21 protein-coding genes are annotated in these 20,482 nt (G+C 64.8%); 14 read left to right on the top strand and 7 right to left on the bottom strand.

The genetic code is table 11. The features are described from left to right. Positions 1 to 315 precede the first annotated feature (315 nt). The gene (locus tag IEX32_RS11345) at positions 316 to 600 is read left to right on the top strand and encodes a hypothetical protein (protein WP_188771574.1); all 285 of its coding nucleotides are present in this window, start codon (positions 316 to 318) and stop codon (positions 598 to 600) included. Positions 601 to 721: 121 nt separating this feature from the next. Then, positions 722 to 979, top strand: coding sequence for a hypothetical protein (locus tag IEX32_RS11340; RefSeq protein ID WP_188771572.1), 258 nt, complete (start codon positions 722 to 724; stop codon positions 977 to 979). Here IEX32_RS11340 and IEX32_RS11335 read toward each other — a convergent pair. After that, positions 948 to 1,268 carry a 2Fe-2S iron-sulfur cluster-binding protein gene (locus IEX32_RS11335; protein ID WP_188771570.1) on the bottom strand — a complete coding sequence of 107 codons (321 nt, stop codon included), beginning with the start codon at positions 1,266 to 1,268 and terminating at the stop codon, positions 948 to 950. The two genes, IEX32_RS11340 and IEX32_RS11335, sit on opposite strands and share 32 nt — an antisense overlap. Positions 1,269 to 1,439: 171 nt before the next feature. Here IEX32_RS11335 and IEX32_RS11330 point away from each other — a divergent pair, with 171 nt between their 5' ends. Both IEX32_RS11330 and IEX32_RS11325 read left to right on the top strand, forming a co-directional pair. Beyond that, positions 1,440 to 2,453 carry an alcohol dehydrogenase catalytic domain-containing protein gene (locus IEX32_RS11330; protein ID WP_188771569.1) on the top strand — a complete coding sequence of 338 codons (1,014 nt, stop codon included), beginning with the start codon at positions 1,440 to 1,442 and terminating at the stop codon, positions 2,451 to 2,453. Next, the gene (locus tag IEX32_RS11325; protein WP_188771567.1) at positions 2,450 to 3,616 is read left to right on the top strand and encodes a sulfotransferase family protein; all 1,167 of its coding nucleotides are present in this window, start codon (positions 2,450 to 2,452) and stop codon (positions 3,614 to 3,616) included. Before IEX32_RS11330 ends, IEX32_RS11325 begins: the two co-directional genes overlap by 4 nt. A 21-nt stretch (positions 3,617 to 3,637) precedes the next feature. Here the strand turns inward: IEX32_RS11325 and IEX32_RS11320 are convergent, their stop codons facing one another. Continuing rightward, the gene (locus IEX32_RS11320) at positions 3,638 to 4,867 is read right to left on the bottom strand and encodes a CaiB/BaiF CoA transferase family protein (protein ID WP_188771565.1); all 1,230 of its coding nucleotides are present in this window, start codon (positions 4,865 to 4,867) and stop codon (positions 3,638 to 3,640) included. Positions 4,868 to 5,055: 188 nt separating this feature from the next. Between IEX32_RS11320 and IEX32_RS11315 the strand changes: the two genes are divergently transcribed. Genes IEX32_RS11315 through IEX32_RS11295 form a run of 5 tightly spaced genes read left to right on the top strand, consistent with a single transcriptional unit; the run spans position 5,056 to position 9,357 of the window. Next, complete coding sequence (locus IEX32_RS11315; protein WP_188771563.1) at positions 5,056 to 5,859, top strand: enoyl-CoA hydratase/isomerase family protein; 804 nt, start codon at positions 5,056 to 5,058, stop codon at positions 5,857 to 5,859. A 14-nt stretch (positions 5,860 to 5,873) separates the two neighbouring features. Continuing rightward, on the top strand, positions 5,874 to 7,016 hold the full coding sequence (locus tag IEX32_RS11310) for an NADH:flavin oxidoreductase (protein ID WP_188771561.1): 1,143 nt from the start codon (positions 5,874 to 5,876) through the stop codon (positions 7,014 to 7,016). Continuing rightward, positions 7,013 to 7,573 (top strand): nuclear transport factor 2 family protein, encoded by a 561-nt coding sequence (locus IEX32_RS11305; protein WP_188771559.1) that lies wholly within the window; start codon positions 7,013 to 7,015, stop codon positions 7,571 to 7,573. The genes IEX32_RS11310 and IEX32_RS11305 overlap by 4 nt, the downstream gene beginning before the upstream one ends. A 1-nt stretch (position 7,574) precedes the next feature. Continuing rightward, positions 7,575 to 8,342 (top strand): SDR family NAD(P)-dependent oxidoreductase, encoded by a 768-nt coding sequence (locus IEX32_RS11300; protein ID WP_188771557.1) that lies wholly within the window; start codon positions 7,575 to 7,577, stop codon positions 8,340 to 8,342. A gap of 25 nt (positions 8,343 to 8,367) precedes the next feature. Then, positions 8,368 to 9,357, top strand: coding sequence for an alpha/beta hydrolase (locus IEX32_RS11295; protein ID WP_188771555.1), 990 nt, complete (start codon positions 8,368 to 8,370; stop codon positions 9,355 to 9,357). Between the two features lie 187 nt (positions 9,358 to 9,544). On the opposite strand, the gene IEX32_RS11290 is transcribed toward IEX32_RS11295, so the two are convergent. Then, complete coding sequence (locus IEX32_RS11290; protein WP_188771551.1) at positions 9,545 to 10,699, bottom strand: Gfo/Idh/MocA family protein; 1,155 nt, start codon at positions 10,697 to 10,699, stop codon at positions 9,545 to 9,547. Between the two features lie 73 nt (positions 10,700 to 10,772). Then, positions 10,773 to 12,515, bottom strand: a complete 1,743-nt coding sequence (locus IEX32_RS11285) for an N-acyl-D-amino-acid deacylase family protein (RefSeq protein WP_188771549.1) — start codon at positions 12,513 to 12,515, stop codon at positions 10,773 to 10,775. A gap of 100 nt (positions 12,516 to 12,615) precedes the next feature. Between IEX32_RS11285 and IEX32_RS11280 the strand changes: the two genes are divergently transcribed. From IEX32_RS11280 to IEX32_RS11265, 4 genes are all read left to right on the top strand, one after another. Next, a complete protein-coding gene (locus tag IEX32_RS11280) occupies positions 12,616 to 13,263 on the top strand; it encodes a TetR/AcrR family transcriptional regulator (protein WP_188771548.1) in 648 nt (215 codons plus the stop codon). Between the two features lie 90 nt (positions 13,264 to 13,353). After that, positions 13,354 to 14,277, top strand: a complete 924-nt coding sequence (locus tag IEX32_RS11275) for an acyl-CoA thioesterase (protein ID WP_188771546.1) — start codon at positions 13,354 to 13,356, stop codon at positions 14,275 to 14,277. 104 nt (positions 14,278 to 14,381) lie between these two features. Further along, entirely contained in the window at positions 14,382 to 15,242 is an 861-nt protein-coding gene (locus tag IEX32_RS11270; RefSeq protein WP_188771545.1) for a TauD/TfdA dioxygenase family protein, read from the top strand. A gap of 13 nt (positions 15,243 to 15,255) precedes the next feature. Next, entirely contained in the window at positions 15,256 to 16,065 is an 810-nt protein-coding gene (locus IEX32_RS11265) for an enoyl-CoA hydratase/isomerase family protein (protein ID WP_188771543.1), read from the top strand. A 27-nt stretch (positions 16,066 to 16,092) separates the two neighbouring features. Here the strand turns inward: IEX32_RS11265 and IEX32_RS11260 are convergent, their stop codons facing one another. Continuing rightward, positions 16,093 to 17,079 (bottom strand): TauD/TfdA dioxygenase family protein, encoded by a 987-nt coding sequence (locus IEX32_RS11260; protein ID WP_188771541.1) that lies wholly within the window; start codon positions 17,077 to 17,079, stop codon positions 16,093 to 16,095. Between the two features lie 389 nt (positions 17,080 to 17,468). Between IEX32_RS11260 and IEX32_RS11255 the strand changes: the two genes are divergently transcribed. After that, complete coding sequence (locus IEX32_RS11255) at positions 17,469 to 18,575, top strand: amidohydrolase family protein (RefSeq protein WP_188771538.1); 1,107 nt, start codon at positions 17,469 to 17,471, stop codon at positions 18,573 to 18,575. Positions 18,576 to 18,631: 56 nt separating this feature from the next. On the opposite strand, the gene IEX32_RS11250 is transcribed toward IEX32_RS11255, so the two are convergent. Further along, a complete protein-coding gene (locus IEX32_RS11250) occupies positions 18,632 to 19,363 on the bottom strand; it encodes an enoyl-CoA hydratase-related protein (protein ID WP_188771535.1) in 732 nt (243 codons plus the stop codon). Next, on the bottom strand, positions 19,360 to 20,463 hold the full coding sequence (locus IEX32_RS11245; protein WP_188771533.1) for an epoxide hydrolase family protein: 1,104 nt from the start codon (positions 20,461 to 20,463) through the stop codon (positions 19,360 to 19,362). Before IEX32_RS11245 ends, IEX32_RS11250 begins: the two co-directional genes overlap by 4 nt. Positions 20,464 to 20,482 lie beyond the last annotated feature (19 nt).

Below are 20,482 nucleotides of genomic sequence, written 5' to 3'. Positions count from 1 at the left end.
CCTCGGCTGCCGCTTCGCCGTTCCCAAAGCACGACACATTCCCTGGTTGCCAGACCTCGTCATCGCAGCTCAGGCATAAATGCCCCGGGATCTGCCCCGGTTACCCTGCCGCACAGCGGAAAATGGCCGCTGCCTGAACCTGGCAATGCCATCCGTACGGCTGAAGGGCGCGGGCTAACCGGCCCCATACGAACATCGCTTTGTTCACAGACGACTATCGACCCGGTTGACCAGATCGCCTGTGCGGCGAGGGCGGGTTTCGCGGGAATCAGCGACAACGGGCTCAAGGGACGACCGCCGGACGTCCAGCGCCGCATGGGGAAAGCGCTGCGCGACCATGGGCTGGCAATGGGCAGCTTCACCCACGCCATGCCGGGACGGGAACCGCCATTCTTCTGGGGCAGCCCTATCTCCGATGTCGGCGCGGCTCTCCACGAGACGCTGGCGGCGGCGGAGCGCGTGGAAGGCGGCCTGATCAATGTCATCCTGCTCGATTCGGGCGCTCCGCTGGGGAGCAGATCGCGCGTGCGAGCGAAAATCTTGGGAGAGCGGCGGAACTCGCCTCAGGCAGGGGGTTCCGGATCGCGCTGGAGGCTGTGAACCGGACGCGGGCGCCCGGCGTGCTTGTCGAGACCGTAGCCGATGTGGTCCGGCTGATGCGGGGGTGCTGCGACTCGGCCTGATCCTTGAAAGCTGTCACTGCCATTGCGCGGGCGATGACATGGCCGCGGCGATACTGGCCCATGCGGACGTGCTCGCGGGCGTCCAGATCGCCGACATGCCGGGGCGCGTGGAGCCCGGTGCCGGCGCCATTGCCTTCGCGCCGGTCATGGCAGCGCTCGCGCGGATCGGCCGGAAGGGGCTGGTCGAGGCGGAATTCAATCCCGCCCGGGCGGGGTGCGAGGGGGAGCAGGAGGCGCTCGCCGCGCTCCGGCGGCTGTCGCTGCTCAGTTCTGTCGATCCGGGGTGCGGACGATGAGGCCGTCCAGCGCCGGACTCAGTCTAATCTGGCAGGACAGCCGGGATTCCGGCCGTCGATCGAACGCGAAGTCGAGCATTTCGGCTTCGTCGGCAGAAGCAGGGCCAGCAGCTTTCAGCCATTTTTCGTCGACATAGACATGGCAGGTTGCGCAGGCACAGCACCCGCCGCATTCGGCGACGATGTTCTCTATGCCATTGCGTCTGGCGACCTCCATGACCGACTGACCGACATTCCCCTGGGCCGTCTGCGCGACCCCCTCGGCAGTGATGTAGGTGACGTGCGGCATTCGAGCTTTCCGGTGGCGAGCCTGTTTTCGTGAAGCCGATGCCGGGCCGGTGCAAGGCTCCGGCACAACATCATGATTGCGATCACTACGTCGCCGTCTTGCCATGCTTTTGGCCCTGCGGGCAATGTCGTCGGCAAGTAGACCGCTCTCGCGGCAGTTGAGGAGAAGGTCATGAGGGCAGCTGTTTTCAAAGGTGCCGGCACGCCGCTGGTCGTGGAAACCTTGCGCGATCCGGAACCGCGCGCGGGCGAGGCGGTGATCAAGGTGCAGCGATGCGGCGTGTGCGGCACCGACCTTCACATGACTTCCGGTCATGGCAACGACGCTCCGACCGACAGCGTCATCGGCCATGAATATTGCGGGGAGGTCGTGGCGGTCGGCGCGGGCGTTGAGAATCTGAAGGTCGGCCAGTTCGTAACCGCGATGCCGGTGGCGGGCTGTGGCCATTGCACGCCCTGCCTTGCTGGCTATCCGATGGCCTGTTTCCAGATGCAGGGCGTCGTCGGCGGCTTTGGCGAATATATGCGCATCGCCGCGCCCGGTTCCATCATCCTGCCTCAGTCCCTGTCACTAGCGGACGGCGCGCTGGTCGAGCCTCTGGCCGTGGGCCTGCGCGGGGTGCGGCTGGGCGCGATGCAACCGGGCGCGCGCGTGGCAGTGCTGGGCGCCGGATCAATCGGCCTTTCGGTCATTTATTGGGCACGACTGCTGGGCGCCGGCAAGATCGTCGCCATCTCCCGCTCCGAACGGCGGGCGGACCTCGCCATGCAGATGGGCGCGCAAAGTTTCGAGGCGCTAAGCGAGGGCGAGACGGAACGTGTCTTCGCCGCGCTGGGCGGGATGCCGGAGATCGTGTTCGAATGCGCGGGTGCGGTCGGCATGACACAGAAGGCGGTCGATCTGGTCGGCCCGGGCGGCACCGTAGTTTCGCTGGGCTTCTGCACGGCGCCCGATCCCATATTGCCGTCGCTAGCGACCTGGAAGCAGGTGACGATGAAATTCTCCTTTGCCTATGACCTGCGGGAATTTCAGCATTGCGCGGACACGCTGGCCGCCGGCCATGTCGAGCCGCGCGCAATGGTCTCGCGCATCGTTGCCTTGGACGCCTTCCCGGACGTGTTCGAGTCCCTGCGCGCGGGTGCCAACGAGACCAAGATCCACGTCGATCCCTGGAGCGCCGCATGAGCAGTCAGGCAACCGTCGACAGCGGCAGCCTGCTGACGCCCGAGGCCATGCTGGCCGCATCGACGGAGCGCACCGGCCTGTCCGATTTCGGCGATCCCTCGTTCCGGGAGGGGCTGGACCTGCTCCTGTCCGACATCCGGATGCTGGACCTCGATTCCGCCTGCGCGCAGGCCAGCGCCTACAGGATCGGCCAGTCGCTCGATACTCGGGCGCTGGCGGTGCAGGGCTTCAAGGCGCGGCCGGAAGTGCTGAAGAGTGCGATCCGGCAGCCCATCGTGATTGCCGGGCTAGTCCGGTCGGGCACCACCGCGCTGCACCTCCTCATGTCCCTCGATCCGCAGTTCCAGGGGCCAGAGCATTGGCTGACCGTCTATCCCATGCCGCGTCCGCCGCGCGACACATGGGATGACATACCGGGGTATTGCGCGGAAAAAACCGCCCTCGATGCCTTTCTCGCGATGTCGCCGGAGGCGGCGGACGATCACATGATGACCGCGGAGGGCATCGAGGAATCGCTGTTCATACTCGGCTCCAGCTTTGCCAGCAATATGTGGCCGTCAATGTGGAACGTGCCGAACTACGACCGCTGGTATCGGGATCGCGACGATACGGACAGCTATCGCTGGCTGGCGGACGTGCTGCGCCTGATCGGGGCGGACGATGACCGGCGCTGGCTGCTCAAGAACCCGACCGATCTCTTCTCGCTCGAGGAGGTGCTGAACGTCTTTCCTGATGCGATGGTGATACAGACGCATCGCGATCCGGTGGATGCCATGCCGTCGGTGAGCAACCTCATCTTTTCCGCCCGCCGCGCCTTTTGCGGCGACAAGGCCGATCCCGCCGATGTCGGCCGGCGCGAGGCGGAGGTGTGGGCGCAGGCGCTGGCGCGGGCCGAGGCGGTGCGGGCCAAGAGCGACAATGTCTTCGTGGACGTGGAGTTCCGCGATTTCACGCGGGACCAGATGACAACCATCCGCTCGATCTACGATCAGCTTGGCCTCGCCCTGACGGCGGAGACGGCGGCGGCGATGCAGGCCTGGCTCGACGCGCATCCGCGCCGGGCTGTCCAGGGCGCCAAGCACGACCCGGCGGACTTCGGCCTCAGCAAGGAGGGGCTGGCGGCGCGGTTCGAGGCCTATCGCACGCGGCGCGGCTATGTCTGAATCGGATCGCCTGCTGGACGGTCAGATGATCCCGTAGCTGGCGAGGCCGTCGATTGCGGCCTCGTCCAGGCCCAGTTCCTTGGCCAGAACCTCGCGCGTGTGCTCGCCCAGCATCGGCGGCGCGCGATAGTCGGTGATCGGCGTCTCGGAGAAATTGAGCGGGCTGCGGATCACGTCCAGATCGGGTTTCAACGGATGCGGCGCGCGGGCGCGCAGGCCGCGATGCATGGCCTGCGGATAGGCGAATACCTGCTCCAGGTCGTTGATCGGTCCGCTGGGAATGCCGGCCGCCCCCAGCTTTTCGAGCCAGTAATCCGCCGTATTGGTGGCGAAGATCGCATTGAACACTTCCGTGATTTCGTCACGGTGTGCCACGCGGAGGACATTGGTGTGGAAGCGCGGATGCGTGGCCAGTTCCGGGTGGCCGACCGCGTCGCATAACGCGACATATTGCTTGTCGTTGCCGGAGGTGATCATGATCGCACCGTCGCTGCACGGGAACATGCTGGTCGGCATGCCGCCGTTGCCCTGCGTCCCGCGCCGAACCGGCACTTCGCCGGAGGTCAGGTAGATCTGGGCGTAATGGGACAGCGCCGACACGCCGCAATCGAGGAGGGCGATGTCGATATACTGGCCCTCCCCGCCATTGGCATCGCGATGATAGAGCGCGGCGAGAATGGCATTGGCGACGTTCAGGCCGGTGAAGAGGTCGATGATGCTCGGCCCCACCTTCATCGGTCCCGCGCCCGGCTTGCCCTCGGGAACGCCGGTCACGCTCATCAGGCCGCATTCGCCCTGAAACACGGCGTCATAGCCCGGCTTGGCCGCCAGCGGCCCGGTCTGGCCATAGCCGGTGACGGAGCAATAGACGATGCCCGGATTGATGCTCTTCAGGCTCTCATAGTCGAGGCCGTACCGCTTGAGGTCGCCCACCTTGTAATTTTCCATCACCACGTCGCTGGACTTCACCAGCTCGCGGATCAGCGCCTGCCCTTCCGGTTTGGCGATGTTGAGCGCCACCGATCGCTTGTTTCGGTTCACGGACAAGTAAAAGGCATTTTCCCGCGTCGCCTCGCCGTCTGCGTTGCGTAGATAGGGTTCGCCGAAGATGCGGGCATCGTCGCCAGCCCCCGGTCGTTCGATCTTGATCACGTCCGCACCCATGTCGGCCAGTATTTGCGACCCGAAGGGACCGGCCAGCACGCGGGTGAGATCGAGGACGCGAATCTTTTCGAGCGGCAGTCTGGACATGCTTCACCTTGACGATGGTCCTGTTCCCTCGCGTCGGGTCTCGACAATGGCAAGCCCGGCAGGCGCTTCTTCACAACCGTGATATGCCCCCTCGCGCGCGGCGGCGGGCCGTTCCGACTGCTCGCATTTTGACCGGCAATGGTCCACATCCTTGGCAGCCAGAGCAAAATGGGAAGGACAGGACCTACATGGGCGACATAGTCCGCGATGCACCGGCGGAGGGCATATGCCGCCTGACACTGAACCGCCCGGATGCGCTCAACTCGCTCACCTTTTCCATGTATGCGGAGCTGATCGATCATCTCGAGGCGGTCCGCTACGACCATGACGTGCGCGTCGTGCTGCTGACGGGCGCGGGCCGCGCGTTTTGCGCAGGCCATGACATCCGCGCCGGCGGGACGCCCGACTGGGTCGCGAAGGGCCTCGGCAAGGCGCAGTTTCAGCGGCGGGTGATGGACAAGCTCGGTCAGATCCCGATCCGGATGCGCGCCCTGCCGCAGCCGGTCATCTGCGCGGTGAACGGCGTCGCGGCGGGTGCGGGCTATGCGCTGGCCATCGCGGCGGACATGACCATCGCGGCGCGCTCCGCCAAATTCGTCAACGCGTTCCACAATGCCGGGACGGGCCACGAAATGGGGTTCAGCTATATGCTACCCCGCCTCGTCGGGATGCAACGCGCGGCCGAGCTGATGCTGACGGGACGCCCCCTCATGGCGGAGGAGGCCGCGCGGATCGGCCTCGTGCTGCGCTGCGTCGACGATGATACGCTGATGGACGAAGCGCTGAAGCTGGCGGATGCGGTGATGGTGAACAGTCCCATCGGGATCGCCGTCACGAAAAGCTCCATGTGGCACAATGTCGACGCGCCGAGCCTGGAAACGGCCATCGAGATGGAGAACCGCGCGATCTTCATGAGCCAGTCCACGGCCGATTCTGCCGAAAGGCGCGCGGCCTTCGTCGAGAAGCGGCCTCCGTCGTTCACGGGCGAATGAGCGGGAAACGTAAGATGAGCGCTATCGATCCCCTGCTGCAACCGTTCACGCTGCGCGGTCTGACCTTGCCCAACCGCGTTCTGATGGCGCCGATGACGCGCTATCGCTCGCCGCTGGGCGTGCCTACCGATGAGGTTGCGAGCTATTATGCGCGCCGCGCCGCCACCGGGCTGGGCGCCGTGCTGACCGAAGGAGTGGCCCTGCCGCATTATGCCGCCGCGGACCATCCGGACGTCCCGCGGCTCGACGGGGCGGAGGCGCTGGCCGGCTGGAAGAAGGTCGTCGATGCGGTCCATGCCGCGGACGGGCGCATCATCCCCCAGCTTTGGCATCAGGGGCCGATGTGGAATGTGGAATATGCCGGCTCCGGCACGGGTAATCCCATGCGCCCGTCCGGCATATGGGGTCCGCCCGACGGGGTCATCTCGTTCCGGCCGGAAGGACGCGAAGAGAGCCTGGCGCCGATGCCGCAAATGTCGGACAGCGACATTGCGGACGTGATCGCAGCCTATGCCGCCGCCGCCCGCAACGCCGCCGGACTGGGCGTGGACGGTATCGCGATCCACGGCGCGCACGGCTATCTTATCGATACCTTCCTCTGGGACTATACCAACAGGCGCGAGGACCGGTGGGGCGGCGATCCCGAGCGGCGCGCAGCGTTCGGCGTCGCGGTGGTCAGGGCGATCCGCGCGGAAGTGGGCGAGGACATGCCGATCGTCCTGCGCTTTTCCCAGTTCAAGATGCAGGATTATCGCGCGGTGCTGGCGGAAACGCCGGATGCGCTGGGGGCGCTGATCGGGCCGCTCGCCGATGCGGGGGTGGACCTGTTCGATGCCAGCCAGCGCTATTTCGATACGCCGATATTCGAAGGCTCGCCGCTCAATCTGGCGGGTTGGGCCAAGAAGCTGACCGGCAAGGCCTCGATGACCGTGGGCGGTGTCGCGCTCGACAAGGCCAGGGGAAATGCGAGGCATATCGACGACAGCCAGCAGTCGGTGAACAATCTGCCGCTGCTGACCGAGCGGTTCGAACGGGGCGAATTCGATCTGGTTGCAGTGGGGCGCGCTATCCTCAACGACCCCAACTGGTTCAGCAAGGCGAGGAACGACGAGCCCTTCCTGCCGTTCGACCCGGCCAATCTGGAACGACTGGCATGAGCGCCGACCTTGCCGAACGCATCGACCGGCTGGAATCGCTTGCCGCCATCCAGCAGTTGCCGATGCGCTATGCGCTGGCGGTGGACGGCCGCGACATGGACGCGTGGGTGAAGCTGTTCGTCCCTGACGTCCACTGCGGGCGGCGCGGGACGGGCCGGGACGTGCTGCGGTCCATCATCGAGCCGGCTGTGAGGACATTCTACCGCTCAATCCACCAGATTTGCGGCCATCGTGTCGAGTTCGACGACGCCGATCATGCGCATGGCGTCGTCTATTGCCGCGCCGAGCATGAGGATGACGGCAAATGGGTGATCATGGCGATCGCCTATTTCGACACTTATGAGCGGCGCGGCGGCGAATGGCTGTTCGTGCGGCGCCAGGAAAAGCACTGGTACGCCGCCGACTGGCAGGAGCGGCCCGCGGCGCCGTTCACCGGCTGGGCCGCACACGAGACCCCGCCCCGCCTGCCGCAGGATTTCGAGAGCTGGAATGCGTTCTGGGCGGGTGAGGACAAGGACAGCATCGCCCGGATGACCCGGCAGCCGACAGGAGAATGAGATGACGGAGAGGCGGCGCTTCGAAGGGCGTTCAGTGATCGTGACGGGAGCGGGTTCGGGAATCGGCGAGGCCGCCGCCCATGCCTTTGCGGAGGAGGGCGCCCTCGTCACCATAGCGGAACTGGACGCGGGCAAGGGCGAAGCGGTCCGCGATGCCATCCTCGCCAAGGGCGGCAAGGCGCGGTTCGTGCCGACCGACGCAACCATCGAAGAGTCCGTCAAGGCGATGATCGAGGCGGCCAGCGCCGCGCATGGCCCGGTTCGTCATGCCTTCAACAATGTCGGGGCGGCAAAGCCCGGCAGCCTGGAGGATCTGAGCCTCGCCGACTGGGACTGGACCATCCGGATCTCGCTGACCTCGACCTTCCTTGCCATGAAGCACGAGATCCCGGTGATGAAGGCCAATGGCGGCGGCACCATCGTGAACACGGCGTCCATGTCGGGCCGCATCTTCACGCCGTCCGCGCCCCCGTCCTATTCGGCGGCCAAGGCCGGCGTTATCCACCTCAGCCAGTTTGCCAGCTGCGCCCATGCCAAGGACAATATCCGGGTGAACAGCGTCCTGCCCGGCCTGACCGCGACGCCCCAGATCGCGGGCATGTTCACGCTGGAACAGCAGGCGGACGTGGCGGCGGAGCATCAGGTGATCCACCGCTGCGTGCAGCCGTGGGAGATCGCCGCGACCGTCCTGTTTCTGTCGAGCGACGACGCGGCGATGATCACGGGACGCGGCATCGAGGTCGCCGGCGGCGGGGCGCATGGCGGCTGAGAACCACATAGGGAGCGTTTCAGAAATGCAAAAGATCGAGCGCCGCATCGACGTGACCGAGGCGGCCGCCCTCGACGAGCCCGTCGAACTGGCCGTCACCCTTTACCTTCCCGATCCCGCTCTTCTGCCGGAGCGGCCGGTCGCGATATTCGCGGCGCCGGGCGGCGGCTACTCCCGCCGCTATTTCGACCTCCGGTTTTCCGGTCACGAAGGCTATAGCGAGGCGTCCTGGCACGCGGAACGGGGCACTATCTACATCGCGGTCGATCATATCGGCGTGGGTGAGAGCACCATTCCCGATCTGTCGCGGATCACGTTCCCGACACTGGCCGCCACCCACGATAGCTGCGTGCGGCAGATACTGGAGATGCTGCGCGCCGGCACGGTGGTAAAGGACTTTCCGGCGCTGTCCTCCGTCTTCGCGGTGGGCATGGGCCAGTCTATGGGCGGCGGCGTGTCGATCCTGACACAAGGCCGCTTCGCGACCTTCGACGCGATCGCGCCGTGCGGGGTGAGCGCGATCCACACCGCGTTGCCCCAGCGCGACCGGGCTGCATTCGAACATGGCAAGGAGCGTTTTGAGCCGGTTCTGGAAGGCAAGATCACCAGCCACGAGACGACCAGCCATGAAGGCGTCGATTATCGCTATGCCTTCCATTGGGAGGATGTGCCTGACGATATCCTCCATGAGGACATGAAGGGCGGTTATCCCATCCGCCGGACCTCGCCTGATTTCGGGAGCCTCACCATCCCGCATTGTGCGGTGCAGATGATGCTGCCCGGCGCCTTTGCGGAGGATGCGGCGCGCGTTACCGTGCCGGTGCTGGTGGCCAATGGCGAGCGCGACACCTGCCCCGATCCCCATGCGGAAGCGGGTGCTTATCGGGCATCGCGCGACGTAGCCATCTTCATCGTGCCGACCATGGCCCATATGCATAATTTCGCGTCGACGCGGCGGCAGCTCTGGCAGCGGCTGCATGACTGGTGCCGCATGGTCGCGGCAGCGCCCGAATAGCAACCACCTTAGCCAGGCCGTCCGTCAGAAAAAACTCTCCCCCCAATTTACCGGTCAGGCGTCTGGTTCGGCATCTAATCTGCACATTCGTCATTGCGAGGGCCGCCAGGCCCGCGGCAATCCAGGGGCGGCGTTTGCGCGCTCTGGATTGCCTCGTCGCTTCGCTCCTCGCAATGACGATTCAAATTTAAAGACTTTGCGCTATGCGGACCCATCGCCGCTCCGCATTGGCCAGCTCCACCGCTTCCACAACGCGGTGCACTGCGGCCGCCTCCGTAAAGCTCGGCGAACCTTCCCGGCCGTTGCGGATGGCGTCAGCCATGTGGGAGAACATCCAGTCCATGGCGACGAACGGACGAGGCGCCGTCTCGCCCGAAATCGTTCCGGGCACGGCATAATACGCCGGGTCGATCGTCACTTCCCGGCAGGTTCGTTCGCCATAAGTGAGGAGGCGCGCGTCGCCCGCATAGAGCTTTGCGGAGAGGAGGTTTCCAAAGCTGTTGTCGACCAGCAGCAGCCGGCCGCGATCGCCCCAGATCTCTACCCGCCAGCCTTCCGTGTCGGGCACGCACCACCCCGCCTGGAGGCTGCCGATCGCGCCGTTCGCCATGCGCAGCGTCGCGCTGCCGAGGTCGTGCGTCTCGGGACGCAGTACCTCGCCATTGGGCAGGAACCACTCCGGTACGCCGGTCGTCAACATGCCGGTCGCTTCCTCGACCGGGCCAATCAGATGGGTGAGGAACAGAAGGCCGTGCGTCGCGAAATTGCGCCATGCGCTGCCGCCACTGCTTTTCTCCGCCAGCCAGTAATAGGGATCCGTATGCTCCGAACAGGCGCTGTAGGCATAGGGCTTGCCCTCATGCTCCACCAGCGGCAGCATCAGTTGCACGTTGAAGCCGAGCGGGCGTCCGATGAAACCGCTGTCGATCATCGCCTTCATCTGCTGCGCCGGAGGGGACCAGCGGAACTGGGCGTCCACCGTCCCGACGACGCCGGCGGCGAGCTGCGCGTCGCGCATCGCCTCCGCATCGGCGGTGCTGACGGCGAAGGGCAGTGCATCATAGACATGCTTGCCGTTGCGCAGGGCGGCCATGACCATGGGGAAACGGAAGGACGGACGCGTCCCGACGTCGATGATGTCGAGATCGGGATCGGCCGACATCTCCTCATGGTTCCAATAGGCCTTCGGAATATCGTATTCGCGCGCCGCGCGTTCCGCTGTTTCCTGCCGGGACGTGCAAATGGCGGCAACCTCGACGCACTCGATACGCCGCCAGGCAGCGCCATGCACTTTCAGGCTCCAGTTGGCGCTGATGATTCCCACCCGCAATCTGTCTGTCACGCCCTTTGCCTCCGCCCATGGAAGGGCCGGGCGGGATTGCGCCCTCCCAGCCCCATTTCATCGATATGGTTGATCAGGCGATTTCGCGCTGGGCCGTCTTTTGCGCCTCCGGTGCGGCCTGAACGCCCCGAACGAGGCGGCCAGGCAGCGCGCCGGTGGCCTCGCCGTCGCGGTAAGTGACGGTGCCGCTGACGATGGTGGCGACATAGCCCTGTGACTTCTGGGAGAGACGCTTGCCGCCCGCAGGCAGGTCCACCTTCACGCGCGGACGGTGGAGCACCATGTTCGGGATGTCGAGAATGTTGATGTCCGCCTTGTAGCCTTCCGCTAGAATACCGCGATCCTCGAGGCCGACCGATCTGGCCGGCTGGCTCGTCAGCGACTGGATCATCCGGGGCAGGCCGAGGCCGTCCCGATCCAGGCGACCGGTCAGCATGTAGGTTGTGTAGGCCGCATCGCAGATCATGCCGTAATGCGCGCCGCCATCGCCCAGGGCGGGAATGAAATTATCCTGCCCGATAAGGTCCCGCGTCTTCTCCAGGTATTCCGGAACGTCACTGGAATAGGAGCACAGGATCGCGCGGCCATCATCCTCCAGCAGCGCGTCGTAGATGACTTTGCTGGCGGGGACTCCCCGGCGTGCCGCCTCGGCCTGGAGGCTGTCGTCGGGTGCGAAATTGTAGTCGGCCGGGTCGGAGATGCGATAGAGCGCGGCGGTGGCCTTGAGCAGGGCGACAAAGGCGGGATTCGCATCTTCCGGTTCCTCCGCCAGCAGACGGGCGCGAAGCTCCGGATCCCGCATGCGCCGAACTTTCTCCTCAAGCGGGAGCGAGGCGATTTCGCGGAAGCTGGGGTTTAGCGAGAAAGGATTGAAGCTGAGGTCCAGCCCATAGAGAACACCCATGGGACGCGGCATGAACTGGGCGCGGATGGTCAGCCCGTCGGCCGCTGCCTTGCGGACGGCCTCGACATAAACGGCCCAGTTTTCCGCACGGAACGGGGTGTTGATGAGGCTGAACGTCACCGGGCAGCCGGTCTGCTCGGCAATGGTCCGGAACAGGGCCATTTCGGTGTCCGCATCGTTGTCGAGATTGGGATTGCACTGGAACACGCCGCTTCCGGCGTCGCGCAGGCCTTCCGCCAATGCCAGTACCTCGTCCAGTTCGGTGGTGACGGACGGCGCAAGGGCGCCCGAGCGGAAGCGGTGGAACAGATTGCGCGAACTGGCGACGCCCAGCGCGCCCGCCTGCACCGCCTCGGTCACGCAGCGGCGCATTTCGGCGAGATCCTCCAGCGTCGGCGGCTCGAGGTTCGCGCCGCGTTCGCCCATGACATAGACGCGCAACGGGCTGTGCGGGATCTGGGTGGCGAAATCGACGTCAGCCTCGCGCTTCGCCAGAGCGTTGAGATAATCCGGAAAGCTTTCCCAGTTGAATGGCACGCCTTCGGCCATGACGACCTCCGGGATGTCCTCCACGCCTTCCATCAGCTTGATCATGAGGTGGTGGTCGCCCGCGCGCACCGGCGCGAAGCCGACGCCGCAATTGCCCATCACAACGGTGGTGACGCCATGGTCGGACGAGGGGGCGAGGCGATTCTCCCAGGTAATCTGGCCGTCATAATGGGTGTGCGCGTCGACGAATCCGGGGGTTACGGTAAGACCCCTGGCGTCGATTTCCTCGCGTCCGGAGCCGTCGACACGGCCGATCGCGGCGATGACGCCGCGCGAAATCGCCACATCCGCGACATAGGGGACCCCGCCAGTCCCGTCGACGATTGTGCCGCCACGGATCACCATGTCATACTGATCGCTCATGTCTTTACCTCTCGCACTTTTCGAGCCTGATCGGCATATGCTAAATACCAGATGATATTTAACTGATGCAGCCCCCCAGAGACAATGGCGAAACGATCAGATGAGCGATTTTTCGGAGCCACCGCAAACCGCGGCCCCCAAGCGCCGGGGTCGCAGATCGACGGAGGAGATCCGCTCGCTGATCCTGGATGCCGCGCGCTGCGTCTTTGCGGAGCGCGGTTACGCAGGGGCGACGACGCGCCAGATCGCTGACGTCGCGAAGGTGGCGCCGCCGCTGATCTTCAACAATTTCGGGAGCAAGGCGACACTGTTCGCCGAGGCCGTGATCGCTCCGTTCAATGAGCGATTCAGCCAGTTCTTGGCAGTCAGCGACGAGCTGCCGCCTGATCGCGAGCAGCGCAGCGCCCAGTTCGTCCACGCGCTCTATCCATTTTTGCGGGATCATGCTGACCTGCTTCTCGCGCTGGTCAAATCGACGGGTGAAATGGAGATGGCGCCGGTCCACGGCCTTGACGACTATTTCGCGCGGGCGGTCGCGCGCATGCGCTCGCAATATGAGCTGGCAGGGCTCCGGTTCGACGTCGCCCCGGAACTGCTCGTGCGCTACTCCTTCGGCATGCTGGCGGGGGCCGTATTGTTTCGTGACTGGTTCTTCCCGGACCAGCCGCCGGACCCGCAGACCGCCGAAAGCACGCTGGCCCGCCTGCTATTCAAGGCTGCGGAGCCGCAGGCCCCAGATGGCGCATGATCCGGGCATCCAACAGGCCCAGCCATCACAACGCTGAAATCAGCCGGGCCCGTCTTGGCCGGGCCGTATGCGAAGGCCCATAGTCGGGGCATGGACAGATCAATTGATAAGTGGCCGGCGCCCGACGGGGCGCTGGACGAGACAGACTTCGTGCGCGAGCCCGCCGCGAGCATCCTCAACCTCGCCGAGGGGAGTGGGCCGGATATTTTCGTGGCGGGCAGCGGCAGCACGAACCATCTGGGCACGGTCTTTGGCGGGCGGCTCCTGGCACAGTCGCTGTGCGCGGCAGTGCGGACGATCGAGGATATGCCGCTCACGTCGCTGCATGCCTATTTTATCGCGCCGGGCCATACAGGGCGGCCGCTCGAATATCGCGTGACCCGCCTGCGCGACAGCCGGCGTTTCGCCAACCGGCAGGTCACGGCGCATCAGGAGGGGCGGCTCGTCTTCATGCTGCTGTGCCAGTTCCATGCACCGGAAGACAGCTTTGCCCACCAGGCCGCGCCGATGCCTGCCGTTCCGCCGCCCGAATCGCTTGTGCCGGTCCAGCATTATGTGCGGTATCACCAGGCGGAGCTGAATGCGGCCGCGGTCCATAATTTCGCCGGTGCGCTGCCGGTCGAACTCCGGCCCGTGGCGCCGGATACCTATTTCAAAAGTCGTCCCCAAGAGCCGATGCGCGATTTCTGGTTTCGCCTTCCGAGCGCGGACGCTCTTGCCGACCCGCGCCTGCATCAGTGCCTGCTGGCCTTTGCGAGCGACTACTGGCTGGCGGGCGTCAGCGCGGTCCCGCATGAGTTTCCCACCAACAGCCGGGCGCTGCTCATCTCCAGTCTGGATCATGCGCTGTGGTTCCATGGCCCCGCACGCAGCGACCAGTGGTTGCTCCACCACACGAAAAGTCCCTCCGCCGGCGAGGGGGTGGGCTTTGCGACGGGGCAGATCTTTGACCGGACGGGCCGGCTCGTCGCTTCGACCGCGCAGGAGTGCCTGCTGCGGCGGCTGGAGAATTGATCGCATATATGAACAAAGGTGGCGATCCGGTCTCGCGCCTTGTGCGGTCCGTCAGGAAAGCCCCAATCTACAGGAAATGGCAGCCGATATCGGACAGACGATCCATGGTTCTTGATAGCATCAACCTGTCTCCGGCGGTCGGGTCGCTGGTGCGCGGCCTGAATCTGCCCGAGGATATGTCCGACGAGACGATGCGGGCACTTCTCGATCTCCTGTTCGATCGCGGTGTGATCGTTATTCCCGGCCAGACGCTCAGCGACTCGGAGTATGTCCGTTTCGCGCGCTTCTTCGGGCAACCGCTGGAATTCTTCATTCCCGAGCATCGCAATGCGGAACATCCGGAGATCATCCGCATCAACAACGATGCCGCGACCCCGGCGGCGATGCGCGACGGCGCGGTCCACTGGCACTCCGACAGCAGCTACGAGACGGTTCCGGGCGCGGTGACGATGCTGTTCGGCAGGGAAGCGCCGGACGAGGGGGGCGAGACGCATTTCGCCAGTACCTCGGCCGCTTATGCGGATTTGTCGGAAATCATGAAGGCGCGCATCGACGGCCTCGTCGCCCGGCACGAACTGGCGCGCGCGCCCTGGATAGAAGGCGAGACGCAGCCGGACCCGGACCGCCCGCCGCGCAAGACCGACGCGCCCGAACACCCGCTCGTCATGATTCACCCGGTCACGGGGCGCCCCGGCATATTCACGTCGGGCACGGCTTATGCGATCAACGGGATGGACGATGCTGAGGCGACCGATCTCATCCGCGAACTGCGCGAACATATCGTCGAACCCGCCTATCGCACCAGTTACAAGGTGCGGCCGGGCGATATCGTCCTCTGGGACAATTTCGGCACTGTCCATTGCGCCAGTCCCATTGAATATTCGAACGAGAACGGCAAGCGGCGCCTGCTTCACCGGATCAGCACGAAAGGCCTGCCTCGCCTATGCGCGGGCAAGATCGCATGAGGGGGAGCAGGCGATGAGCGACGACGACGATATCCTGCTGGATCGGCCGGCATCTGGTATCTGTGTCGTCACGCTCAACCGTCCCGCGCGTATGAACGCCCTGACCCGTGAGACGGTGGCGCGGCTCAATGCGTTGCTGGATGAACTGGCGGACGATGGGGATTGCCGCGCCGTGATCATCACCGGGGCGGGGCGCGGCTTCTGCTCCGGCCAGGACCTCGAGGCGTCCAACAGCCGCAATCAGGCAGGCACCAGCGGCGTCATTGAAAAGCTTGCTTGGCAGGAACGCTTCGCGGGCATGGGCGGCCGCATCCGGGCCATGCCTAAAGTCGTGATCGCGGCCGTCAACGGTCCCGCCGTGGGTGCGGGCATGGCCATCGCTCTTTCCGCCGATGTCCGCCTCGCGACGCCATCAGCGCGGTTTCTGGTCGCGGCCGTGCGTATCGGCCTGACCGGCGGGGAAAGCGGGATCAGTTATTTGCTGCCGCGCATGATCGGCGCGGCGCGTGCGTTCGACATATTGCTGACCGGGCGACCCATAGAGGCCGAGGAGGCAGAGCGGACGGGACTTGTCCGCGCGCTCGTAGAGGCAGACAGCCTGCTGCCCCACGCCATCGCCTATGCCCGAACGGTGCTGGCCAACAGTCCCTATTCCGTTGCCGAAACAAAGAAGCTGATGTGGGAGAACCTGGACGCATCATCGTATCAAGCGGCTGTCGCGGCGGAAAACCGGACGCAGATACTGGGCACGATGACGCAGGATTACAGCGAGGCGACCGCCGCCTTCATGGGCAAGCGGCCGCCGCAGTTCACGGGACGGTGAGGCGAGGCCGGACCCGTCCGCGCCCGCTCAATCGATCAGCCGCTTCACTTCCCGGTCCCGGTCCAGGGTGGGATCGAGATAGCGACCGACCTTGTAATCGCCCATGATGGTGGTGCGTCGTGCGAGCCGCTTGCAATGCAGGGGAACGCCGTTGGCGCCGTGGATGATCCGCCAGTTGTCCCAGACCACCATGTCGTTCTTCTGCCATTCATGGAAATAGGCGAACGCCGGATCCACGAGGTGCTCGGCCACCTCGGTCAGCAGAGCGTCGCTTTCCGCTTTCTCCATGCCCAATATGTAGCGGGCATGCATGGGGGACAGCTTCAGGACCTTTCGTCCCGTTTCCCTCTGGACGATAACCATCGGATGCACGACCGGCGGGAAATCGTAACCCGGTTCGGAACTGACCCGCTCGCGGGGGAGGGCGGTTATATCCTTTGGGAAGCCGTACTGGCCGGAGGCGAAATCCGGATTGAACTGATAGACGACTTCCAGATTCTCGATCCTCTGCTTCAGCGCGGGGGAGAGGCGGTCATAGGCTTCGATCGCGTCGATGAAGCCCGTCTCGCCCATCTCGCTCGCCGGTTCGGCCATGCGCAGCACCGCGCCGCGCACGATCGTCGGCATGAAGCTCTGGTCCCAATGCCAGCCGAGCCAGCCGGCCCGGTCGATGCCGCCGACATTGTAATGCTGCTGGAAGCGGGGGGCGTTGTCCTCCGGATCATAGGCCAGCGTCATCATGAACTTGTTATCAGGATCGTTCATGTCGGCGGTGGCGGCCGGCTCCATCTCGCCGAAGAGGCGGCTCAGCCGCATCTGCGCTTCGTCGTCATTGGCGGCGCTGCGGAAGAGCAGAAGTCCCTTATCGATCCAGACCTGCCGGATCGCGGCCGCGGTGCCCTCATCGAGCGGCGCGGTGAGATCGACTCCGACGATTTCGGCCCCGAAGCCGGCGGTCAGAGGGCGGGTGGTCAGTCTTGCGTCGCCCGCCGCGACGGCATCCTCGGTCAGCATATGCTTCACTCCACTTGCTGGGACGGCCGGGACGCTGCCGTCCTCTCTCATCCGTTTTCGTTTATGCCACCTTACACTTCGAAAATCCGGGGTATAATCGGGCAATTTTCAAAATTACTTTTCAGCATTCCTGAATAATCTCCAGAGAAAACGATCTCCGGGGCGACATACCGCACAATCCATCAAGGTTCTGAATTGTCGTCCCTCGACGCTGTGTGCAGCGGCATCCGTCTTCTCATCCCCAGCACTCGCTCCGTATAGTGGCGGCCGATTCCGCTATCCTTTCGGGATCGGGCGAACGGCATCGGGAATGGCTCGACGATGTTGTGCCGAAGACGACGGGCCGCTCACCTCATCGCGAAATGCCGATCACCAAAGAGGGAACAGGGATGAACAATTTCACTGCCACGCCGTGGCCCAGAGATCGGGTGATACCCGCACCGGCGTGGCAACGTCCCGAGGGCCTGCGAGTCATTTCCAGCGACGACCATCTCATCGAGGTGCCCGGCCTGTGGGAAGACCGGCTGAAGGGGACCGACAAGGACCGCGCGCCCAGATACTGGAAGGACGAGACGGGTTTCCACCTCACTGTCGACGGCCAGGACTATGACGTGCCCGGGCTGCCGCCGGCATTCCCGGAAGGGCGCGAAGGATACTGGAACGTGTCGAAGCGGCTGGCCGACATGGATGCCGAGGGGATCGATGCCTCGATCGTCTATCATGGCCGTCTCAACAGCCTTATCCGCATGGCCGACAAGGATTTCTGGTTCCGCTGCGTCGATGTGTGCAACGAGTGGGCGGCCGAATGGAAGGAGGCCGCGCCGGACCGCCTCTTTCCTGTCGCGCTGCTGCCGACCTTTCTCTGGCCGGAGCGGACGCGGAATTATCTCCAGAAGCTGAGGCAGCTGGGGTACAAGGCGATCGACATTCCGGTCAGCCCCAAGGGCGTGCGCTACAACAGCCAGAGCATGGACCCGATGTGGGAGGCCATCCAGGAAAGCGGGCTCCCCCTGTCTTTCCACATCGGCGCCTATATCCAGTTCAACGGACGGGGATCGCTGGGCGCGAACCTCAACGCCAATCTCATGCCCTTCACCGGCCTGTTCGGCCAACTGGTCTTTTCCGGCGTGTTCGACCGTTTCCCCGGCTTGAAGGTCGTCTTTACCGAGGGCGGCGCGAGCTGGGTGCCCGGTACGCTGGAAAATGCCGACAAGGTCGCGCGCGATTATGCGTCCGAACTGCGCCCCAAGCTGGCGCAGAAGCCGAGCTGGTACTGGCACAACCACTGCTACACCACCTTCATGGAGGATGATGTGGCGATGGAGAATATCGGTCGCATCGGCGCTGACCGCGTGATGTGGTCGGTGGATTATCCGCACCCGGAAGGCGTGATGGGCAATTCCGACGCGATCCTGAAACGTATCTTCGATCAGGTCGGCGAAGAAAGTGCCCGCAAGATCACGGGCGGGAACGCCGCGACCCTCTGGGGCATCTGATGAAGGCCCGGCGGCTTCCAGGGGCCGCCGGGGATGGACCAGTTTTTACTCACATTTCAGCGCGCGGCTCCAGCCGTCCAGGACATGGCGCCTTCCGCCTTGCGCCGGGCCAGTGCGTCCGCCTCTATGGCAATGGCATCGCCCAGCGTCGTCTCCGAGCCGCGATCCAGCACGAATTTGGCGATGCGGATCAGGTCCGGATCATGCGCCGCGATGGCCGATGCAACCTCCAGCGCACGCGGGATCAGGAGATCGGCCGGCAGAACATCGTTCGCCAGTCCGATCCGCAGGGCGGTCGCGGCGTCGATTGGCTCGCAGCTCAACATCATCTGCCGGGCGAAGCGCGTGCCGACGGCATGCGGCAGCCGCGATCCCATGCCGCTGCCCGAAAGGGCGCCGATCCTCGCATGCGTGTCTGCGAAGCGCGCTTCCTCGCTCGCCAGGATGAAGTCGCAGCCGAGCGCCATTTCCAACCCGCCCGTATAGGCGGCGCCGTTGACCGCCGCGACGATCGGCTTGTCCAGCCGGGGAATGGACTGGATCAGCGCCGTCACCCGTTCACGCGGCGCATCGGGCGCGGAAAAGGTCTTGAGGTCAAGCCCTGCGCAAAAGGCGGGCGGGCGCCCCGTGACGACCGCCGCCCGCCAAATGGCCTCGCCTCGAAAGCGTTCGAACGCCTCCGTCAGCGCATCCAGCAGCTCCAGGTCGATCGCATTTCGCTGCGCGGGCCGGTCGAGCGTCAGCAGCATCACGCCGTCGCGCGCCTCCTCGACGGACAGGACGCTCATGAGCGGCTCCCGAAAAAGTCGATCAGGTCGCGGGCGAAGGCGGCGGGTTCCTCCATCGCCGCGAAATGACCGCCCGAAGGCATCTGCGTCATCCGCACAACGTCATGCTGGCGCTCGGCCAGCGCGCGGCTGGGCATGGGATAGAATTCGCCGGGGAAGTGGGCCAGCGCGGTCGGCACCGTTACCGGACCCGATGGACGCGTCTCGTTCTGGGTTCCGTAGTACATCCAGATCGACGACATGACTGCATCGTTGACCAGGTAGCTCATCAGGTTCGTGATGAGGTGGTCCTTGCCGAAGCGGCTTTCGATGTCGCCCTTGGTATCGCCCCACCGCCAGAATTTCTCGACTACCCAGGCAGCCCATCCGACCGGATTGTCGTGCAGCGCCAGGCCGATGGTCTGGGGTTTGGTCGCATGTTCGTGATGATAGCCGCTTTCGGCCTCCATCAGCCTGGCGACGGCGCCCCAATACTGAAGCAGTTCCGGGTCGGCGTCGGGCCCGGGCGTCGGAGCCATGAAGAAGTTGAGGTGAATCGCCGCCACGACATCCGCATGGTTGATACCCAACTGCACCGTGACCGCTGATCCGAAGTCACCGCCCTGCGCGAAAAAGCGATCATAGCCCAGGACGTCGACCATCAGCGTGCGCCACATCTCCGCGACCTTCATGGGACCGATGGGCCGGGGTGGACGGCCCGACCAGCCGAAGCCGGGAAGCGAGGGCACGACAAGGCTGAACCCCGCCTCCGCCAGCAACGGGATCACCTCCTGAAACTCGACCACCGATCCCGGCCACCCATGAGTCAGGAGGATGGGAACAGGATGATCGGCGTCGCCCTGGATATGATAGAAATGGATGGGAACGCCGTCCACGGTGGACCGGAATTGCGGCCACCGGTTGAGTTTCCTCTCCTCCGCGCGCCAGTCATATGTGTCGCGCCAGTAGGCAACGATCTCGGTGAGATAGCGGGCGTCCATGCCGTAACGCCAGCGCTCGTCGTCATCGGGCGCATAGCCGATACGCCCGTCGACGAGCTTCCGGTGGATGTGATCGAGCACCTGCTGCGGGACGTCGATGCGAAATTCTTCCACGCTCATGGCTCCCTCCATCGTGACC

The organism is Novosphingobium endophyticum (assembly GCF_014640675.1).
Lineage (GTDB): Bacteria > Pseudomonadota > Alphaproteobacteria > Sphingomonadales > Sphingomonadaceae > Novosphingobium > Novosphingobium endophyticum.
Note: the sequence above shows the minus strand (reverse complement) of the source record. Positions and strands in the feature narration are given on the sequence as shown.